Annotated in this window: 12 protein-coding genes and 2 pseudogenes; 10 read left to right on the top strand and 4 right to left on the bottom strand. The window is 55.4% G+C overall.

Features of this window, described 5'->3' with window-relative positions:
• Positions 1-163: 163 nt before the first annotated feature.
• Positions 164-310 (top strand): polysaccharide biosynthesis protein, encoded by a 147-nt coding sequence (locus C487_RS21290; RefSeq protein WP_241431068.1) that lies wholly within the window; start codon positions 164-166, stop codon positions 308-310.
• Positions 311-403: 93 nt separating this feature from the next.
• Here the strand turns inward: C487_RS21290 and C487_RS06125 are convergent, their stop codons facing one another.
• Positions 404-1,528 carry a glycosyltransferase gene (locus C487_RS06125; protein WP_006184827.1) on the bottom strand — a complete coding sequence of 375 codons (1,125 nt, stop codon included), beginning with the start codon at positions 1,526-1,528 and terminating at the stop codon, positions 404-406.
• Between the two features lie 546 nt (positions 1,529-2,074).
• On the opposite strand from C487_RS06125, the gene C487_RS06120 reads away from it, so the two are divergent.
• The 6 genes and pseudogenes from C487_RS06120 (at position 2,075) to C487_RS06095 (ending at position 7,890) form a co-directional block, all read left to right on the top strand.
• Positions 2,075-3,376 (top strand): tyrosine-type recombinase/integrase, encoded by a 1,302-nt coding sequence (locus C487_RS06120; protein WP_083864538.1) that lies wholly within the window; start codon positions 2,075-2,077, stop codon positions 3,374-3,376.
• 67 nt (positions 3,377-3,443) lie between these two features.
• Positions 3,444-4,028, top strand: coding sequence for a DUF7437 domain-containing protein (locus C487_RS06115; RefSeq protein WP_049907977.1), 585 nt, complete (start codon positions 3,444-3,446; stop codon positions 4,026-4,028).
• A gap of 216 nt (positions 4,029-4,244) precedes the next feature.
• Positions 4,245-5,492: an RNA-guided endonuclease InsQ/TnpB family protein gene (locus C487_RS06110; protein WP_006184824.1), complete on the top strand. Its 1,248-nt coding sequence runs from the start codon at positions 4,245-4,247 to the stop codon at positions 5,490-5,492.
• A gap of 86 nt (positions 5,493-5,578) precedes the next feature.
• Positions 5,579-6,049 (top strand): annotated as a pseudogene (locus C487_RS21885) (hypothetical protein); the annotation flags it as partial.
• Between the two features lie 486 nt (positions 6,050-6,535).
• Positions 6,536-7,447 (top strand): ParA family protein, encoded by a 912-nt coding sequence (locus C487_RS06100; RefSeq protein WP_006184822.1) that lies wholly within the window; start codon positions 6,536-6,538, stop codon positions 7,445-7,447.
• 14 nt (positions 7,448-7,461) lie between these two features.
• Entirely contained in the window at positions 7,462-7,890 is a 429-nt protein-coding gene (locus C487_RS06095; protein WP_006184821.1) for a hypothetical protein, read from the top strand.
• Between the two features lie 101 nt (positions 7,891-7,991).
• On the opposite strand, the gene C487_RS06090 is transcribed toward C487_RS06095, so the two are convergent.
• Positions 7,992-9,245 (bottom strand): RNA-guided endonuclease InsQ/TnpB family protein, encoded by a 1,254-nt coding sequence (locus C487_RS06090; protein WP_049907980.1) that lies wholly within the window; start codon positions 9,243-9,245, stop codon positions 7,992-7,994.
• A 90-nt stretch (positions 9,246-9,335) separates the two neighbouring features.
• Between C487_RS06090 and C487_RS19380 the strand changes: the two are divergent.
• A pseudogene (locus C487_RS19380) lies at positions 9,336-9,497 on the top strand (AAA family ATPase); the annotation flags it as partial.
• Positions 9,498-9,588: 91 nt separating this feature from the next.
• Here the strand turns inward: C487_RS19380 and C487_RS06085 are convergent.
• On the bottom strand, positions 9,589-11,034 hold the full coding sequence (locus C487_RS06085; protein ID WP_006184819.1) for a hypothetical protein: 1,446 nt from the start codon (positions 11,032-11,034) through the stop codon (positions 9,589-9,591).
• Between the two features lie 387 nt (positions 11,035-11,421).
• On the opposite strand from C487_RS06085, the gene C487_RS06080 reads away from it, so the two are divergent.
• Positions 11,422-12,450, top strand: coding sequence for a Cdc6/Cdc18 family protein (locus tag C487_RS06080; protein WP_006184818.1), 1,029 nt, complete (start codon positions 11,422-11,424; stop codon positions 12,448-12,450).
• Between the two features lie 116 nt (positions 12,451-12,566).
• Here C487_RS06080 and C487_RS06075 read toward each other — a convergent pair whose 3' ends face one another.
• On the bottom strand, positions 12,567-13,163 hold the full coding sequence (locus C487_RS06075) for a hypothetical protein (protein WP_049907979.1): 597 nt from the start codon (positions 13,161-13,163) through the stop codon (positions 12,567-12,569).
• Positions 13,164-14,401: 1,238 nt separating this feature from the next.
• On the opposite strand from C487_RS06075, the gene C487_RS06070 reads away from it, so the two are divergent.
• Positions 14,402-15,808: an AAA family ATPase gene (locus tag C487_RS06070; protein WP_049907974.1), complete on the top strand. Its 1,407-nt coding sequence runs from the start codon at positions 14,402-14,404 to the stop codon at positions 15,806-15,808.

Below are 15,808 nucleotides of genomic sequence, written 5' to 3'. Positions count from 1 at the left end.
TTCAATTAGCCCTTGCTGAGGGTGCATATCTCCCCGATTGGCCGCCTGCTACGAGACAGTGGCGAAATTTACTGGGGCTAAACACGTACTCTCAGACGAACGATGTCGGTTCTTTGCCGGGAAAGTTCGGGACAGCTATCGCCTCTCGTGAGCGATGGCCGGAGTGGATGTCATCGTTCTCACCGCAGCGATGAAACACGTCGATATTTGTGAGTACAACCCCTTTGAGGCGGTGAAGACTAACTCGGTCGGCCTCCAGAACGTCGTCGATACATACATCCGGAAGTGCTCGGCCGACAGCACCCCTTAAACCATTCCAAACTTTGCTGGACGACGGCTGGCCGCTACCTCAAAGCGTCGCGATAGACAAAACGGTGGCCAATATACCTGAAGTCACATCTCGTCATAATCGAAGCGCTTGCTCATAGGCGTTTGTGACTTCGTGAACCGAAAAACGAGAGATAGCGTACTCCTCGGTTGAGCGTACTATCTCATCATTCAGAACAGCCTCAATCGCCTTGGCCATCGCGTTATGATCCCTGACCGGCACCAGTCGTCCCCACATACCACCTTCAAGGATCTCGTACGGTCCGCTCGGGCAGTCCGTCGAGACGACAGGAACGTCACACGCCAACGCCTCAATCAACACGTTAGGACACCCCTCCCATTGTGAGGAAAGGACGAATACGTCCGCGTTCGCCATATACGCGAATGGATTCTCGACGAATCCCGGCATCGACACCAAATCGTCGACGCCGAGCTCCGCAGTTAGCTCTCGCAGACGTTTCGACCGATCACCCTCCCCAAGGATGACCAACCTCACCGACTGTTCCGACGCCACTGACGCGAACGCGCGTATCAGTGTCTCGAAATCCTTCTGTTCGCTTAGTTCACCAACGCCGAGCACGACCGGCATTTCAGCGTCCGGAGCAAACCAGGGATGATCCACTGTCTCTGTTCGTTTACGTAGCAGTTCTTCGGTCACTGAGGGGTTATATATGGTCGTCACCTGCACCGCCGACAGATTAGTCATCTCCAACAGATCCGATTTAACGCCATCGGACACCGCAACCACTTCGTCCGCGTACGGATACACGTACTTCGCTGCCCGATGGACCAGTCGATGCTTCAATTCTCCATTAGCCTCCTTCGTGGAGAGCATGTTTGAAATTCGAATAACTACCCTAGTAGAGACTCGCGCGACACGCTTCGCACAGATGGCGACTACATTCGCCGTATCGATGGTCGACAACATCACGTCGGGCTCCGATCGCTTGAGATACGCGGCTAACTGTGGAAGTGCAAGGAAGAACCGACCGGTATCGAAATCAACGACATTCACTGTGTCCGGAACCTGCGACAGATACTCACCATGAGCCGACACGAGAACAATGTCGACTTGATAGTCACGGGCTGCGAATTCCGACGCCAGATTAAGAATAACCTTCTCAGCACCGCCACCGCGTAGCGAAGGCAAATAAAAGGCTACGTGTGGCTCGTCTGATTCCCTGGAGTCCGCATCGCTCATCTGTTCTTCTTTGAACGACTGGCTGATATAAGTGTCCGGAAATCGATCTCCGTGATGTGACGGATGGATTTCGTCTTCGATTCATCTCACTTCCATCAGGTGCGGACGCCACGACATCTCAACCGGTGTTCGTTCGCTAACCGTTCTAAACGTCGCGTTTTTTGGCTACCGGAGAAAAAACCACGTGTCAATACCAATTGAGATAGAAGACCATGACACGGGCCTCACCGCCCTCGTCGTCCATCTCCTCTTGGATTGCTATCTGCCCATCGCTGTCCGAGCGAGTGTATGTCCATGCTGTATATCCGTGGTCATTTCTGGGGAAGCTATATCGATATACAGTTTATAGAATAGACATGCGTTCTAGTGTTATTTGTCGGTGTCCACACAGACTCCAGCAGTCAGTGAGTCCCCAAAACCTATATCATATCTGTGAGAAACGCGCTATTGCCCGAACATGCCTGCCTTAAAATCGCAAACCCACTCAGCGAGGCCGCTACGCCGCGTCCCAGCGCACCGAATACTGGAAACGGTGGGGTGTCCCTCGTGAGTGACGCGACGACGCCGGCGACAAACTCCGATTGGGAGGACATCGACGACGTCTCCTGGACGCTGCTCGACCGCGAGGAACTCGTCGACGCGTACTGGGCGGTCGTCGCCCCCGCGATGGAAGCCGACGGTCTCGATCCCGACCAGGAGAAGCCGACGCACAGCTGGCTCCGCGACCACGACTTCCGCCCGCTTCTCTACGCGTTGCGGGAGTACCACGATATGACGTTCGGGGAGTTCTGGTCGACTGACCTCGGGCTCGAATCCACGGAGACGAGCTATGACTGGGCGACCGACCACGAACGGACTATCGAGGCGCTCGAATCGTTCCTCACCTCCCGTCGAGAGCGAAAGGGCCTCGCGGACTCGTCGATCGATACGCTCCGCTACCGATTGAACCGCTACGTCGCCGCCTACTGCGACGAGAACGACACAGACGACCTCGTGACGCCCGTCGCTCGCGATGGCGACGTCCCGGCCTACAAAGCGGTCGATGCGTGCTGGGCAGCGTTCGACCGCTTGCACAAGGATCTCAATGGCGGGCAAACCAAACGCCGGATTCATCTCGCCGTCTCAAACTGGTACGCCCATCTGGTCCGGCGCAAATGGGCTGCCGTCAACCCGGCTGACGGCCTCGACGAGGAGTTCGACTGGTCGAACGATACCGATGATGATGATGCCGATACGCCGTGTCTCGCCACCGAGCACGTTCGCGCGCTCTACCAGGCAGCTGACGGACCGGAAGACCGCCTCCTGGTCCTCGCACTGTGTGCGTGGGGCCTTCGTCCGAACGAGGTCGCGCGCCTCCACACGCGCCAGTTCGTCCTCGACGTTTCCACCGACGAAGTCCCGTATATTGCGTTCGAGGAGCGCAAGAACGGTCCCGGCCAGGTGTCGCTGCTCTACGGTCGGGATGTCCTCGAGGACCGACTCGCGACGTTCGCCGACCACAACGACTGGGACGGCTACCTGTTTCCGTCACCTCATGCCTCGGGCGGGCCAATTTCACGGTGGACGGTCTGGAACCGATTTTCACAGCTCGCTGACCGTGCGGGGCTGCCCGACGAGATCGACGGAGTGGCACCGGCGCCGAAGATGGGGCGGCGGTACTGGTACGATGCGTACTCTGCATCGCTCGACGTTGTCCTCGGGAGTCTCGACGAGATCGCTGCCGAACAGGGAAGCGCGAGCGCCGACGTCGTCCTGCAGAACTATCTCTCGGATTCGCGGGCCCGGACGCTCCGCCGGGAGTATATGCGCGAGCAGCTAGCTGCTGCCTTCGAACCAAGCGAAGAGTGATACTTGGACACCTCCGACTTCGGTCACAACCCAAGCATTATTACTCAGTACACGAATCATGTATTGTATGTCGAAAGCGACGGGGGACCCTGAACGCGCCATTAATGGCCTCATGTCAGTGGCACAGCTACTCGAAGAGCCACGGCTCGCTCGCCTCTACACGTATATTCTCCGTGAAGGCGAAGTGACGATTGATGAAATCGTCGCCGACATCGACACGCCCCGCACGACCGCGTATGCGGATACGGGGACACTCGTTGATCTCGGGGTACTCACGCGGGATGAAACGCAGAAAACGCACACCTACACGGCCATCCCGATCACGCTCACTGCGAATCTCGATGGCGACACGTACACGATCACGCCCACGCTCGTCGAGGCAATCGGCCGGTCGCCCCAGGATCAGGATCTCGACCTGCTGATCGAGAAGCATGGCATGGGCAAGCTCGCTGCAGCGCTAACGTACGCGATTCCGTATGTTGAGGGCGGCATGACCGAACGCCTCGCAGCACGCGAACTCAACCTTCAACCTGCGTTTGGGATTGCGGTACTCCAGGCACTCCGCGAGGTGATTCTCGACATGCGGGAGTACGATCCATATTTCGACCAAATTCGGAATGCGCGTGACAAGCCGGTCGACGAGGAAGCGTAGGAATTCTCTCATACATGCAAGGGACGACCGAGTCGATACCTGAGAACGCGGTATGGATTGCTGATTCAGCATTTTCGAGGTGGATCCCCCGACCTCAAGGGGCGAACGGAGTGAGCGAGTAGGTCGGGGAGGAAACCGACAAGGGAGGACACAACCGCCACACCCCGACCGACCGACTCCCAATCGTATAAGTACCGTCGAGTGCTCTCTGAAACTATGGACGTGCGTCGAACCGCCGTCGTGAAACTCGCCGTTTCCGACGAGCAACGCGACGCACTCCACCGAACCGCCGAGCAATACCTGTACTGCGCGAACCGAACCGCCGACTACTGTTGGTCCGACACCTCCTACGCCGAGTGTAAGACCAACAAGCGAGAGGTTCGTGACGCACTCTACGCCGAACTTCGAGAGGAGACAAACCTACAGGCCCAACTTGTCCAAGCCGCTATCAAACGCGCTGTCGAAGCTGTCAAAGCGTGTGTCGAACGGTGGAAAAAGGGACAGCGCGTCTCTCAACCGACGTTCACCGCTGAAACGATGGACTACGACACGCGAAGCGCGACGTTCTACCGGAACAAGGTGTCGCTGGCAACTGTTGAGGGCCGAGTCGAACCGTCGTTTGTTCTCCCGGCAGACAGTCCGACACCCTACGAGCGGTACGTACTCTCTGAGGACTACGAGTTCCGCGAGAGTACGCTTCGGTACGACGCGGCCACTGACGAGTTCTACCTCAACATTTCGACGCGGCGGACAGACGGTGACGATGAGGTTTCGGAAGATACCGGGCACTCCGACCAAACGGTCCTCGGTATCGACCTCGGCGTCAACAGCCTCGCTGTGTCCTCAACCGGCACGTTTTGGCAGGGAGACGACTACGACCACTGGTGTCGTGAGTTCGAGAAGCGGCGTGGTGAGATGCAACAACGCGGCACGCAGGCCGCACACAACGCGCTTCTTCGCCTCGGGAAGCGTGAAGAAGCGTGGCGGAAACAGTACATCCACACGATCGCCAACGAACTCGTCTCGGAAGCTGTCGAACACGACTGCGACGTAATCGCGTTCGAGGACTTGAGCGACATTCGGGAGCGGCTTCCACAGGCGAAGTGGCACCACGTCTGGGCGTTCCGACGCCTGTTTGAATACGTCTCCTACAAAGCCCCTGAACAGGGGGTCTCCGTGGAGCAGGTCGAGCCGAACCATACATCCCAACGCTGTTCTCGGACGGACTGTGGCTTTACGCACGACGGCAATCGCCACGACGAACAGTTCGAGTGCCAGAAGTGTGGGTATGAAGTGAACGCGGATTACAACGCCGCAAAGAATATTGGCGTGCGGTACGCTCGGAAGCGACAACACAAACTCCGATCCTCGCCCAAGTCGGGGAGCGGAGACGCACAAGTAGACGTGCGTGTGAATGGTGGGACGTTGAACGGTGAGAGTCACCAGCCTATTGCTGGGGACTGATTGCCGGGAGTCCACATCAAAGCCCTACCCTCAATGAGCGAACCCCGTATAGGGTGAGCGAAGTAGGGTAGGGTAGTTTACGCGTTTTCATTGCCTGTGGCCGCCAACAGCGGAACAAGTATACAGCGCTGAAACGGTTCGCCCAGCGGAACGAGATTACGTTTGTGATTCCGCAGCGGGTGTATGAGGAACTTGGCGGTGCGCCAGACCGCAGTACGGCCGGCCAGACACCGATTAACAGTGCGATTGAGACTGGATGGGTGACCGTCGCTGATGAATTAGATTACACGAATCCGACGGTATCTAGCGTTATGGACGGAGTGCGTGGCTTCATTGCACGGGAGTCGAATCGCTCCGAGGACAACATCGAGAAAGCGGATGCCGCACTTGGTGGCGTCGCAGCCCACCTCTTAGAAAGCGAGAAGGCTGCGTCTATCTGTGTCCTCACGACGGATGACGATGCAGGGAACGGCGTCGTCACTGCAATCGAAGCTCATGGGTTCGACGGGCAAATCACGTTCAAAGACGGCTTTGAGCTGATTGCAGAGATCACGTAATATCGAGACCCTCAACCGTCAGTGACACCTTCGATTAGTTTCATCCATTACCCCAGTAAATGCTCGAGATGGCCCGGACATTGATTCACTGATTCACAGAATCTGTGATTCAGTGAAGCCATAAATCAGGGAGTTAAGGAGTACTTGATTCTTGGAATCCAATAGGATGTGGCGAATCATGGAGCCAGTGAATCAATGAATCAGTGAATCCAAGAGATAGTGATTCAATGAATTACCTACTCCGAGAAGCACAGAGTGACTAATTCAGTAACGGGCAGTAGCAACCACCATTCCACGAGGAACCAGCAAAGCGGGGATTCCAGGATGTATTGAATCAATGAATCAGTGATTCTTTAATTCCCACCAAATACAACACCAAAACCGCCTGTTAGCGGCTTATACCACGGAATACGGAACTTTAGAATTTTCAGAGCGGGATTAGATGTCTGACGTGGATTTATGAGTCATTGAATCAATGATCGTACCATGACCGAGTCACCTCGTGGCTGGGGCGTCACACCATCGACCGGTATTCCCACGATCGCCTTCGGCAATCAGAAGGGCGGGACTGGGAAGACAACGGCGACGATAAACAGTGCAGCGGCACTGGTCTCGCGAAATCACGATGTCCTCGCGATCGATATGGATCCACAGGCCGATATGACGAAAGGCCTGGGTCTCGGCCCGGGCGACGACAACGACCCCTCAAGCCCGAAGAACGACCTTCCAAATACGCTCGCTACCGATGACGCAAATCTTCTTGACGTCCTCGTCGACAATCCGCGCACGGACGACACGACGCTTTCAGAAATTATGATCCACAGCGACGAGTACGAACACCTAAATTTCGATCTCGTGCCGAGCCACAAGGACATGGGGCTTGCCCGGGATTGGATGGACGACGCAGGCGCTCGTCTCTCGTTGAAAGTTGCCCTCGAAGAGTTAGTGGACGACGGTTACGACTACGATTTTATCTTGATCGACTGCCCACCTGATCTCTCGGTGCTGACGGATGCAGCCTTTATCGCGGCGCAGAACGTGTTCCTGGCCGCACAAACCCAAGCCACATCACGAGATGCCCTAGACGATCTCTGGGACCAGCTGGAATCCATCGAGGATAATCAACAGATCGAGATTGCAATCGTTGGACTGTTGGCAAATATGTATAGAGATGATGGTCAGTCACAGAAGTTTCTGGAGGCATTTGACGAGTCATATGCGTCACTAGCGCCGATCTTCAAGCTTCCAATGCGGGTAGCGATACAGCGCGCGTGGGACAACGGCTGCGATATTTTCGAATGGGAGGACGCAAACGACCAACAAGTCGAGCGCGACCTCTTCCTGGAGGTTGCTGAGACAATGGAACGAGCGTTCGACAAAACGCAGGTGGAGGTGTAAGGATGCCCCGAGGAATGGACGAGCGATTTGAGGATCCGTCAGAGGAAGCAGACGACGAGGAAGCCACGGCCGACGACAAGCCGACAGAGACCACACCGGACGGAGAAAGCCGAGACGGTGATCCGACAACAGCAACCGAAGACCAATCACGTCAGCAGAGAGAGACCCCTACAGCGGAGACTGAATCGTCGATTGAGGAATCAGACGGCGAACCTCTGAATATCCGTGAAGACTGGGATTCCGCCACTATATACGTTGAACCGGAGCAGAGTGAGGACATTGAGGTGACATTCACTCGGCTAAAAAAGCAATTGAAGCGTGAAGACATCACTCTCGAGAAGAACAAACATTTCTATAGAGGGATTTTCGATGTGGCATTCGGTGAACATCAGGAAGAGACGAAAGAGAGGATTCGTGAATTGGCAAAGCAAGACCAGGGCTAGTACTGGGAGACGGCCACGCACGTACACGTGGTCTGATTTGACTCACCTCCGTATGACATCCTCCGCGCCGTTCTCCGCGCGGTTTCCCGAGCGTTGGGAGATTATGGTTCGCAGGTCACCTGTTCTTGTGGGGCTATCCTCCCCGTCGATGTGTCGAACAGGCGCACCGCTGGCTGTGCCATCCAGCCGTTATCCCTATCTCCCCCGTCGCAGGCGAGACTCGGGAGTACCTTCTGTCGGATGTTCTCGGCCCCGTTCACATCGGCATTAGCGACCAGCCCACACTCGTCACACACGTACAGACCACGTTCAACACGCTGGCTGTCGTCGATGGTCCCGCACGAACCACAGGACTTGGAGGTACCACGTTCGTCCACGCGCTCAACACTGATGCCGTATTCGGCCGCTTTGTATTCCAGCATCTGCGTAAAATTGTCGAACGCCCACCCATGGAGATCGAGGTTGCCGTGGTCACCCCAGTCTGTGTTCTCGCGGATACCAGTCAGATCGCCCACGACAATCGTTCCGACGTTTCGGGCGGCGCACTCGGCTACTATGTCCTTCGAGACAGCGTGGAAAAAGTGTGTCCGGCGCTCGCCACGCTTGCGGTCCAGCCGTTGTGCTTTGCGGGAGGAACTATCGTCGCACTTCGCCCGCTGTTTCTGGAAGTAGTAATCATCCTCTTTGAGTGCGCCACCGGGATACAGCAAAGCGTCGTCGCCAACCGCAACGGCGGCGAAGTTGCAGATACCGAGGTCGATACCGGCCACTCGGTCGCCGGGTGGGTCCGGGTCGTCTCGTTCGACGTTACACACGATATGCAACTCCCAGTCGGTGCCGGTCCAGACAGCTCTGACCTGCTGGACGTTCTGGACGGTCACATCCGGGTCAACAGCGTACTCACAGAGAATAAAGTCTTGACGCCCATCTTTCAGATTCCGCCCCTTCGAGAGTCGAATCCGATCGTGGTCGGGGTCGTGCTTGAACCCATCCTCTTTGAACGTGACCGTCGAGCGTGGGTGGTCATCACCGTGCTTGCGGTAGCCGGGCGGGTTCGCCTTCTTGTCACCGTTCCCACGGAGTGTGTACCACGAGTCGAACGCTTCAGCCAATTCTTCGAGAATTGCCTGACTGGATTGTGCGTTCAAATCCGCGTAGTGTTCGTTGTTCTTGAGGTACGCTTTGAGAGCACCGTGGTCTGGTATCGTGCCGGTTTCGTCCCAGATACGGTCGCAGGTCCACCGAGCGACGTTCCAAAGTTTTGAGGCCGCAAACCCGAGCGAATCGAGGTCCTCACACACCTGTTGGTGGTTGTGAATGGACGCAACATAGGTTCGAGTGACCTGATTCGCCACAGATAGCCTATTGTATGCGAGATTGATAAGTAACAGCCTACCGGAGTGAAAGTGGAGTATTCGGCTCAGCCGTCGCCTGTCGGCGGCGTATCGATTATCTGCATCGCGAACAAGGAAGAGGAGCTGTTCGGCCGCGTCGACGACCGCCTCGTGAGCCGACTGCGCTCCAGCGAACACGTCCGGATGGATAAGTACCACGACGAGCAGTTGTACAACATCCTGAGTAGCCGAGCTAAGTGGGGGCTCGAACAAACATTTCTATAGAAGAATTTTCGAGGTGGCATTCGGTGAACATCAGGAAGAAAAAAGAGAAAATCCGCGAATTGGCAAAACAATATCGGGACTAGTACCGGGAAACGATTGCAGCGAGGACATCCGTCGCCTCAGGAACGCTATCGAGTGGAGTCCCGGCGACATGTCGCCATGTCCCACCAGTGAATCGCGCGTGATCGTAGATTTCCAAGGCGCCGCGCTGGGAAAGGGCCGTCGCAAAGGCCCCGACCCCCTCCGGAAGACGACCGCGCACATACACGTGGAGCCCTGTCCCGCTCTGACTTACCTCTGTGTATCCATCAAGCGCATCAACGAGAGTTGCTACCTCGTCTGATACCTCACCCGTCTCTGGATCCCGAACATCATCGAAATCCACGAACGAGAGCGGAGGATCTGGTGGATCATGTGGGAGCAGAACCGCTGGATGCACAGCCTCGGGAAGATCCTCACCATCGGGGAACGGCCACGCACGATGAATCTCACGAAGCGGAAGATCCGCTACCATCTTCGCTTTTTGAAAGCCTCGACGTGGATTCACGTCCTTTGAAGCGGCCCATTCACACGGATACATTGTGTCCGCCTGCCAGGGCGCGAGAGCGACTTTCGACCGACCATCCCAGACAACCCAAATATCCAAGTCACGCAATTCCACAGGGATATGATAACTATCCACATCCAAAATACGTGTATCGTTCGAATCAGGCTCATCAAGCAGATCCCTGGTTTCCGCTTCAGTAGAAGAGGTCTGGTCAGTCGAATCAGTCACGCCGGTCTCGACAGTCTCCTCTGCCATGCAACCCCTATTTTCAGACGTATCGAGAGCTGGCTCACCAGACCCGTCCGACATTGGATGCACTGCATCCGGGAAAGCCAACGATTCCTCTTGGCAAAAGTAGCAGCCGCATTTCTCAAGTGGAATTTCGGCCTCACTTGTCGCGATGCCGTGCGTCCAGATCTGGTTGCGAATCCGCTTTGCCTTCGTGACTAACTGCTCATATCGTGATTCGTCGAACTGGATGGCAGACGAGTCAGCGTCTGGACACGGCCATTCCCGAATATCGCTGAGGTCGTTTTTTGAAACGTACACGAGTTTTCCTTGCTCAACTCCTAATCCCTGCATATAGATGTGAAGCTGGTCGAGATGGCGGTCGATCGGTGGTGAGAATTTGTACCAGCCGTTCCGTACCTTCAGCACGTACGCAATTTCGTCGGCGGGATCATACAGGGTACACCGACCGAGAAATCGGACAGGGCCCTCGTCAATATTCAAGCTCACTTCGGTCTCCAGCGTCGGATTGCGATCGCTGATCTGCTGCTCGAAGTAGTTCTGGATCAGACGCGACGCACGATACTTGCCCCAGTACGTTTTGGATTTCGAGAGCCCGAGCTTGTTGACGTATAGCTGGCGCGGACAGAAGCCAATATGGGCTGCAAAAAACGTCTCAGGATCACGCTCATAGAGGTCGTTAGTATCGGCTGCGAGTATCGACGAGATCTGCTCCTCGAAATCGATCATGGTAGGAAGGACAACACTTGGAATATCACGGCGCCAGTACCCCCACTATGTGTGCCGCCCTGAAGTGTGAATCCGGGTCGTTTCCGAGTTTCAACAATATAGGTGTCAAGGGCACCCCGTGGCTGGATCTACCACCCCGGTACAGGGTTTCCGAGGACGTTTCCAGAAACACGAACAGTCAAATACGAAACAAGTCCCGGGGTACTCACTCACCGATTCAGGAAATCTCGAATTTTCAGAGAATTTCCGGAAGCATCTCTCCGTGATTGGGGAAAAGAGGCATAAACAACGCGAGAAATCCAATTACAAAATCGGGAGCATGCAGTTTCCGGAAACAACCCGGTCAGGCTTTTGTAACCTGACCCGAAATCAGTCTGTCAGAGACAGATGATCCGCGATGCTCGCGTCCTCCGGGCCGGATTCGTCCCTCGGGAAGTCGAGCATCGCGACGCCGAGGTCAATCACCTCTCCAGCGTTCTTGAGCCCATCACGAACGGAGAGCCCGCCGACACAGCCATCGTCACTGGACCCAGCGGCGCTGGCAAGACCTGCATCTCGAAGTTCGTCACGGAACGACTTCGAGAAGAGGTCCTCGACGTCGAGGCCATCTACGTCAACTGCTGGCGCAACTACACCCGGTTCCGCACGCTCTACCAGATTCTCGACGACCTCGGCGCCACTATCGACATCCACCGCCAGTCGACACCGCACGATGAACTCGTCGATCGCCTCCAGCAGCACGACGGCCCGCGAACCGTCGTCATCCTCGACGAGGTCGACCAACTCGAGGATCCCAGCGTCATCTACGACCTCCACAGCCTCCCGCAGTTCGCGATCATCTGTATCGCGAACAAGGAAGAAGAGCTGTTCAGCCGCGTCGACGACCGGCTCGTGAGTCGGCTACGCTCCAGCGAACACGTCCGGATGGACAACTACCACGACGAGCAGCTGTACGATATCCTGAGCGCTCGCGCGAAATGGGGGCTCGACGAGGACGCCATCACCGACGACCAACTCTACCGCATCGCCGATGCAGCCGCCGGCGACGCCCGCCTCGCTATCGGCATCCTTCGAACAGCGGCCAGCAAGGCCGACCGCGAGAACCACGAGCGCATCACCGACGACATCCTCCTGGACGCCGCCGAGGATGCCCGGGCCCAGATTAAGCAGAAGAGCATCGATTCACTCACGCCCCACCAGCAGGTCGTCTACAATATTGTTCGCGACCGCGGGCCACTCGGGCCGAGTGAGATTCACGACCGCTATACTGAGGAGGTTGATGACCCCCGGACAAAGCGAACTGTCCGGACGTATCTCTCGAAAATGGCTCAGTACAACCTTCTTGAGGCCGAGGGGACGAGTAGAGATCGGGAGTACTCGCTCGTCGATTCGACGGCTACCTCACCGGTTCAGTAACTTCCGGAGGATTTTAAGTCACCTCGAACTATATTCAGCACCTCCTGATTGCCTATAATTCAGGGGCTCGATGACGAGGGATCTTCGTGTCCAGATATCTCGACAACGCTGTGGTCTCAGAAGTCGGATGGGGGAAGGAGTTCGCAAAGGACCGGTGCTTGGTCCAAGAGCGCGTCAAAAAGGTGTTCAGTCGGTCGGTAGAGTGCGTGATGCTCGTCAACGGTATAGGAAGGTTCCTCATCATCATCCGACTGTGAGAGGAAACCGCTTTGGAGAAACGGGGCGAGGGTGGCATCCAGCGCGGAATCGGTACGCCCACTCTCAACCTCGAAAGTGTGGAGAGAAAATTCGGAGAGGAAACAGCGTGTACAACAACTCAAGATATGAGCACGCCGGTCAGCGAATAACTCATTGAGCGCAGTTCGGTGTGTGCGTGTCCAATAGTCCTCAAGCTTGACGTAAGTGCGGACAATAGGAGAGAGCTCGTTGAGGCTCCCGTCGGTGTGGACGATCCCGAGGTCATTAAGAGCGTGCTGGTCGTGGATATCGAGAGACTCACCGAGCGGACGGAGGACGGTTTGGAGTGCATCGTGGTACCTTGACGTGAGAAACTCGCCGGCGACAACGTGCGCATTGCCGATATTCCGGGTAGGGTGGATTGCCTCGTGGTGATCCGGATCGCGGTGATTGACGTGAGTTTGAGGATAGCTCATAGCGCACTCCATACAACGGGATATCAAGCATTAATATTCCGAACATACAGAAATTGGGGCTGAGTTAGCAGCTGTTAACCAACAGTCCAAGCTATGGAACTGCTGATGTTGGTTAATAGTGAGACGATTTGGATCCAAGTGTTCGAGGGAACCGGCTCAGAAGATAGGAAATTACGAATTAGTGCCGGAATCGAAGTCCGACAACGTTTGAACTCCTCATTCATCAAAATCGGTATCACAGACTAAACCAGACGAACCCCCTCCCCCCTTTTTCGAGTTGTAAACTCGTCACGGCGGGGAGGGGTGAATAGCAAGAGAGACTGCAAAATAGCTGATTGTGGCAGATATACACGATAGAGGGGGTGAGCACCTCATCTTCTAACTTGTGACTAAAAATGCGAAAGTTTATGTTGCACATTACCTTACCATAACCGCACTAGAGACAAAGAAAACAAATCGTCTAGCTCCGGCTAGACGATTAAGATCTCTGGAGTAGATAACCTCTTCATCTCGTCCGTGGTTCTGATCCCGTGTACTATCATGTCTCATCGCCTCTACGCCAACTTCTGTTAACTCAACGCTCGTTACATGGCGTCTGGTGTGACCTGTTCCCATCGACTTACAACTCGAAAAAGGGGGGAGGGGGTGAAACATTCGAGATCACCAAAGCAGCTTCACCAGCAATCATGTCCGAAACCCGGCATTCCTCTCACTCGTGAACGGGTTCTACGAGCGTCGTTCTTTCGCAACTATTCTGGCGCTTACTACTCGAAAACGGGGAGTGTGAGAAAGACCGTATCACCCTGAGCAACATTCACAAAATCCGGATTATGTGGATTTTACTCCGAGACCCACCTCGACTCACTTCTCCTTACAACGTGAGGGTGGGAGCATCGAACCAGGTGTGTTACCGCTCCCCAACATCTTACAACTCGAAAACGGGGGGTCCGGCCCATCGAGGAAGATCGACGAAGCTCGCTATCGTCGAACCGTTACAAATCGACAACGGAGGGGGATAGATTCCGAAGACGGTATCCGATTCATTCAGAGGATACGGGTCTGTAGTCGTTAGATAGCCTGTTTTCGCCCGGTTACAACTCCACAAGGGTCCACATTTTTATACCCAGGGTTCGAGGGGATTCATAATGGGACGAGAGGGACGTAGAGCAGGATCGAATAATCCGGAAAGTAAGGAGGATCGTGAATCTTCTTCTGCTGATCCTGAAAATCCCGAGTCGATGGATGAGGAGGTGGCGTCTCCTGGCACGTCACAAACGACCTTCGGAAATGGATCAGATCCCGCCGATTCGTCTCAAGAAGCAACTAACGGCGACGGTGGTGGCATCTCGATTCGTGATCGGCTCCAAACCGAGTCGTCCGGTGGCGTGTTCGCGAACAAAGACCTCGTCCGGTCAGATACTATCATCGACGAGGACCGTATCGTCGGTCGCGACGACCAGCTGGGCCGTGTCGTCGATAATCTAAAACCGGTCCTCCAGAATGAAGGGATCCCCGATATGCTCCTGAGTGGGCCATCTGGAACGGGGAAGTCGCTCATCATTCATGCGGTCTGCAAACAGATTGTCGAACTATGTGAATCACAAGACAAGACCTTCGGGGTCCTCTCTATCAACTGCGAGGGACCGAAGACTGCGGATCGGGCTGTCTACCGGCTAGTTAAAGCTGCTGCCAACGATCTCGGTGTCGATCCTGGTGTTCCCCAAACCGGCGTCTCAACGGATCAGAAGCTCGAGCGACTGTACGAACTTATGCGAGAGTATTACGATGGTGTCATCTTCATCCTCGATGAAATCGATATGCTCGAGGGACCGTATCAGGAAGCAGAGTACAATTCTCTCATCTACCAGCTTTCACGGGCTCGCAAACTCGCCGACTTTGATGGTCCCATTTCACTCACGACGATCACGAACTACGCCGACTTCATGAAGGACCTCAACAGCCGCGCACAAAGTTCCTACAATCCCGACGACATCTTCTTCGACGATTACGATGCGACGCAACTCCGTAGTATTCTCCACAACCGGGAGGACGCCTTCAAGCCAGAATCACTTGCAGATGATGTCATTCCGCTTGTTGCCGCGTTCGGATCCCAAACGCATGGGGATGCGCGGAAGGCGATTGATCTCCTCAGATGGGCTGGCGAATTAGCTGAGCGGCGTGGAGCTGACACGGTTACTGAGACTGATGTCCGTGAAGCCCAGGAGAAATACACCGAAAACCGCAAACTCCGCCATATCAGCGGAATTTCGACTCAAAAGAAACTCTCTATCTACGCCGTGGCGGCAACGGCCAACTACGCAAGAGAACACCCTGAGTGGATCCCTGCTGGACCAGCGTTCAAGACGTACCAATTCATTGCTGATACGTTGGACGCGGACCAGTACAGTCGCGAGACGTTCGTAAATCACGTCACTGAGCAGAGTACGTACGGTGTGTTGGACTTCGAGCGTCGAGGTAAGGGTCGAGGCAGAGGAGTGCATATGTATTTCTCCCTCTCTGAGGATCCGGAAACGATCATGGAGACGATCCGTGAGGATTCCCGGTTCGAAGATCTAGCTCACGAAGAGGCGACAATCAGTGCAGTTGTCCGCGAACGGCTGAAGCAGTTCCGGAGTAAGAACTAA

Origin of the sequence: Natrinema pallidum DSM 3751, assembly GCF_000337615.1 — an archaeon.
GTDB lineage: Archaea > Halobacteriota > Halobacteria > Halobacteriales > Natrialbaceae > Natrinema > Natrinema pallidum.
Note: the sequence above shows the minus strand (reverse complement) of the source record. Positions and strands in the feature narration are given on the sequence as shown.

Bases quoted from the DNA above. Each gene is read 5' to 3' on its own strand.
- C487_RS06085 (WP_006184819.1), bottom strand. From the start codon at position 11,034: ATGATCGATTTCGAGGAGCAGATCTCGTCGATACTCGCAGCCGATACT.
- C487_RS06125 (WP_006184827.1), bottom strand. From the start codon at position 1,528: ATGAGCGATGCGGACTCCAGGGAATCAGACGAGCCACACGTAGCCTTT.
- C487_RS06075 (WP_049907979.1), bottom strand. From the start codon at position 13,163: ATGAGCTATCCTCAAACTCACGTCAATCACCGCGATCCGGATCACCAC.
- C487_RS06115 (WP_049907977.1), top strand. From the start codon at position 3,444: ATGTCGAAAGCGACGGGGGACCCTGAACGCGCCATTAATGGCCTCATG.
- C487_RS06110 (WP_006184824.1), top strand. From the start codon at position 4,245: ATGGACGTGCGTCGAACCGCCGTCGTGAAACTCGCCGTTTCCGACGAG.
- C487_RS06080 (WP_006184818.1), top strand. From the start codon at position 11,422: ATGATCCGCGATGCTCGCGTCCTCCGGGCCGGATTCGTCCCTCGGGAA.
- C487_RS06070 (WP_049907974.1), top strand. From the start codon at position 14,402: ATGGATGAGGAGGTGGCGTCTCCTGGCACGTCACAAACGACCTTCGGA.
- C487_RS06100 (WP_006184822.1), top strand. From the start codon at position 6,536: ATGACCGAGTCACCTCGTGGCTGGGGCGTCACACCATCGACCGGTATT.
- C487_RS06095 (WP_006184821.1), top strand. From the start codon at position 7,462: ATGGACGAGCGATTTGAGGATCCGTCAGAGGAAGCAGACGACGAGGAA.